Raw genomic sequence first — 4041 nt, forward strand, 5'->3', positions numbered from 1 at the left:
GGGCTGGAGCGCGCCGGGCTGGAGCGCGCCGGGCTGGAGCGCGCCGGGCTGGAGCGCGCCGGGCTGGAGCGCGCCGGGCTGGAGCGCGCCGGGCTGGAGCGCGCCGGGCTGGAGCGCGCCGGGCTGGAGCGCGCCGGGCTGGAGCGCGCCGGGCTGGGGCGCCGCAGGTGGGGTGCGCCAGCCGGCCCGGCCTGTGGTCGCCGGCGGTGGCGGCCACGTCGGCCGGTGCCGGTGGGCCGGGATTGTCGGTGCCTCGTGGGACCATGGACTCGGGGGCCGGAGGCCACGCCGCGTCGCGTGCGCGGTGCGGGTCAGTCCTTGTGGTTGGCGTCGGTGGGGCGCATGGCGAGCTTGGCCAGCAGGTCCCGGCCGCGCTCGGCGGACCGCGGCTGGCACAGCACGTCGTACCGGCCGGCCACCAGCTGGCTCGCCGACTGGAAGTCCCGCTTGCCGCGCGCCGACCCGTACCCGACGGCGGCGAAGATGATGCCGAACGCGACACCCACGGTGAGCCCGACCAGGATCGGCCCGAAGCCGGCGCCGGCGGTCGTGTTGAACAGCGACAGCAGCACACCCACGAACAGACCGAACCACGCACCCGACGCCGCGCCCGTGCCCAGCACCCGTCCCCAGGTGAGGCGGCCGGTGACGCGCTCGACGAGCATCAGGTCGACACCCACGATGGTGACCTCCTGGACGGGGAAGTCCCCGTCGGCGAGGAAGTCGACCGCCCGCTGCGCCTCCTCGTAGGTGGCGTAGGAGCCGATCGGCCACCCGGTTGGCGGCGTGGGCAGGCGCGGCGGCACCCCCGGTCGGTTCTGGCCCGGGCCGGAGAACGAACTCGTCACGGTGACCACCTCTTCGCGGTGCTGATCACCCCATCCTGCCAACAGGGGGCGAGCAGCGCGAAACGGGTGCGGCGGAACTCAACGCTACCGTGACCTGCGGGGCGGGTTCGGGTGGAATTTCGGCCGGCGGGTGGCGCTTTTCCGGCGCAGCCGGGGTGGCTTCTCCGGCGCAGCCGGGGCTTTCGGGCTTGGTGCGGCGCAGCCGGGGCTTTCGGGCTTGGTGCGGGGGTGGCCTCGGAGGGGGTGGGCCGGGTGGACGCTCAGGTGGGACAGCCCTCTCACGCTGCCGAGATGGCTGGTAGCCGACCACGCAAGAGCCGCAAAAGCCGCAAAAGCCCAGCGCTGCGCGCGACCGCCTTCGGCGGAAAAGCTCCGCCTTCGGCCAACCGTCCCCCGGTACGCGAAAGCGGCCGGCCCGCCGACCGTCCAGACAAGAGCGCCCAACCCCCGGAACGCGAAAGTGCCCGGCCCGCGGACCGGGCACCCCGCCACACCTCAGCCGCGCGACTGGTAGTCCCGCAGCAGCCCCCGGCTGATGATCGTCTTCTGGATCTCGCTCGTCCCCTCGCCGATCAGCAGGAACGGCGCCTCCCGCATCAGCCGCTCGATCTCGTACTCCTTCGAGTACCCGTACCCGCCGTGGATCCGGAACGCCTCCTGCGTCACCTCGGCGCAGTACTCCGACGCGATCAGCTTCGCCATCCCCGCCTCGACGTCGTTGCGCGCACCCGAGTCCTTCAAGCGGGCCGCGTTGACCATCATCAGGTGGGCCGCCTCGACCTTGGTGGCCATCTCCGCCAGCTTGAAGGCGATGGCCTGGTGCTCGACGATCGGCTTGCCGAAGGTCTTGCGCTGCTGCGCGTACTCGATGGCCAGCTCGAACGACCGGATCGCGATGCCGCACGCCCGGGCCGCGACGTTCACCCGGCCGACCTCGACGCCGTCCATCATGTGCCGGAAGCCCTGGCCGGTGACACCGCCGAGCACCTGCTCCGGGGAGATCCGGAAGCCGTCGAAGACCATCTCGGTCGTGTCGACGCCCTTGTAGCCCATCTTGTCGATCTTGCCGGGGATGGTCAGGCCCGGACGGACCTCTCCGTAGCCCTCCGGCTTCTCGACCAGGAACGTGGTCAGGTTCTGGTGCGGCTTCTCGGCGCCTTCGTCGGTCCGCACGAGGACCGCGGTCAGGTTGGACGTCCCGCCGTTGGTCAGCCACATCTTCTGGCCGTTGATGACGTACTCGTCGCCCTCGCGGACCGCCCGGGTCCGGATGGCGGCGACGTCGGAGCCCAGTTCCGGCTCGGACATGGAGAACGACCCGCGCACCTCGCCGGTGGCCATGCGCGGCAGGTAGTGGGCCTTCTGCGCGTCGGTGCCGTGCTGCTTGAGCATGTGGGCGACGATGAAGTGGGTGTTGATCACGCCGGACACCGACATCCAGCCGCGCGCGATCTGCTCCACCACGAGCGCGTAGGTCAGCAGCGACTCGCCGAGCCCGCCGAACTCCTCGGGGATGGTGAGCCCGAACAGGCCCATCTCCTTCATGCCCTCGACGATGTCCGCGGGGTAGGTGTCGCCGTGCTCCAGCGCCTGCGCGTGCGGGATGATCTCCTTGTCCACGAAGGTGCGGACCGTGGAGAGGATCTCCTCCTGGATGTCGGTCAGTCCAGCGGTCTGGGCCAGGCGCGCCATCGCACGTTTCCCTTCGTAGCTCCGGGGTTACCGGCGAGTATGGACCGGTTAACGCACGTTCGCGTCACGAAGGTGCTCATCGCCACGCGCTGAACCGAAACAGCGGCTACCCTTCCGGACCACCGCGGAATCCAGGAGCGCCCGATGACGTACTACCAGCAGCCCGGAAACTACCCGCCGCCGCCCAGGGGCACGAACGGGATGGCGATCGCCGCGCTGATCTGCGCGTTCGTCTTCGCGCCCGCGGGCATCGTGCTGGGGATCGTGGCGAAGAACCAGATCAAGCGGACCGGCGAGGACGGCCGGGGCCTGGCCACCGCGGGCATCGTGCTGGGCAGCGTCTTCACGGTCCTGGGCATCATCGCGATCATCCTGTGGGTGGTCGCGGTCTACTGGATCGTGCGCGAGGGCGGCGAGATCGTCAGCACCCTCACGTTCACCCGCTGAGGCTCAGGACGCGAACAGCTCCAACTCGCCACCGCAGTGCCGGCACACCTCGGCGAACACGTGCACGTCGTTCGCGCAGCCGGGGCAGGTGCGGAAGCTGCGCTCCAGCAGGTCGTCCGCCGGGCGACGGCGGAACAGGCGTATCCGGGGCCTCGCGTTGCGGGTCCGTGACATGGCAGCCACCATGCACACGCCCCACCCCTTGATCGCCAATCAGCGAGCCGGTTTGTGGGAATGTTCACCGGTGGGACCAGCGCTTCGTGGTCCCACCGGCACTGGGCGTCACGCTGGGGCCGACGTGTTCTCCAGCCCTTTCACCCGGGACCGACAGGGAGCCGAACCCGGGATCACTCCTCCGGCGGGGACCACACGTTCGTGCGGGACATGCCGGCGGCGCGGCCCTTGGACGAGATCACCAGGGCCATCTTGCGGGACGCCTCGTCGATCATCTCGTCGCCGAGCATGACCGCGCCGCGCTTGCCGCCCTTCTCCGAGGTGAAGTAGTCGTACGCGTCGAGGATGTTCTCGGCGTGGTCGTAGTCCTCCTGCTTCGGGCTGAAGACCTCGTTCGCCGCGTCGATCTGGCCGGGGTGCAGCACCCACTTGCCGTCGAAGCCCAGGGCCGCCGAGCGCCCCGCCACGCGCTTGAAGCCGTCCACGTCGCGGATCTGCAGGTACGGGCCGTCGATGGCCTGCTTGTCGTGGGCGCGGGCGGCCATCAGGATCTGCATGAGGATGTAGTGGTAGGCGTCGCCGACGTCGTAGCCGGGCGGCTGTTCGCCGACCACCAGGGACTTCATGTTGATCGACGCCATGAAGTCGGCCGGGCCGAAGATGATCGTCTCCACCCGCGGGGACGCGGTGGCGATCGCGTTGACGTTGATCAGGCCGAGGGCGTTCTCGATCTGGGCCTCGATGCCGATCCTGCCGACCTCGTAGCCCATGGTCTTCTCGATCTGGGTGAGCAGCAGGTCCAGCGCGTGCACCTGCTCCGCGGTCTGCACCTTGGGCAGCATGATGCAGTCCAGGTTCGCGCCCGCGCCCTCGACGACCT

Annotated in this window: 5 protein-coding genes; 1 reads left to right on the forward strand and 4 read right to left on the reverse strand. The window is 70.2% G+C overall.

The window, feature by feature from the left end:
* Positions 1 to 311: 311 nt before the first annotated feature.
* A complete protein-coding gene (locus tag RIN75_RS43895) occupies positions 312 to 848 on the reverse strand; it encodes a general stress protein (protein WP_309118039.1) in 537 nt (178 codons plus the stop codon).
* Between the two features lie 495 nt (positions 849 to 1343).
* Positions 1344 to 2540, reverse strand: coding sequence for an acyl-CoA dehydrogenase family protein (locus RIN75_RS43900; RefSeq protein WP_309118040.1), 1197 nt, complete (start codon positions 2538 to 2540; stop codon positions 1344 to 1346).
* A 144-nt stretch (positions 2541 to 2684) separates the two neighbouring features.
* On the opposite strand from RIN75_RS43900, the gene RIN75_RS43905 reads away from it, so the two are divergent.
* Complete coding sequence (locus RIN75_RS43905) at positions 2685 to 2987, forward strand: DUF4190 domain-containing protein (protein WP_309118041.1); 303 nt, start codon at positions 2685 to 2687, stop codon at positions 2985 to 2987.
* Between the two features lie 3 nt (positions 2988 to 2990).
* Here the strand turns inward: RIN75_RS43905 and RIN75_RS43910 are convergent, their stop codons facing one another.
* On the reverse strand, positions 2991 to 3161 hold the full coding sequence (locus tag RIN75_RS43910; protein WP_309118042.1) for a hypothetical protein: 171 nt from the start codon (positions 3159 to 3161) through the stop codon (positions 2991 to 2993).
* A gap of 173 nt (positions 3162 to 3334) precedes the next feature.
* Positions 3335 to 4041: CoA ester lyase (locus RIN75_RS43915; RefSeq protein ID WP_309118043.1), on the reverse strand; the 707-nt coding region annotated here is incomplete at its 5' end.

The organism is Saccharothrix sp., from assembly GCF_031180885.1.
GTDB lineage: Bacteria > Actinomycetota > Actinomycetes > Mycobacteriales > Pseudonocardiaceae > Actinosynnema.

Coding starts and splice junctions, on each gene's coding strand:
- RIN75_RS43900 (WP_309118040.1), bottom strand. CDS start 2,540: ATGGCGCGCCTGGCCCAGACCGCTGGACTGACCGACATCCAGGAGGAG.
- RIN75_RS43905 (WP_309118041.1), top strand. CDS start 2,685: ATGACGTACTACCAGCAGCCCGGAAACTACCCGCCGCCGCCCAGGGGC.
- RIN75_RS43910 (WP_309118042.1), bottom strand. CDS start 3,161: ATGTCACGGACCCGCAACGCGAGGCCCCGGATACGCCTGTTCCGCCGT.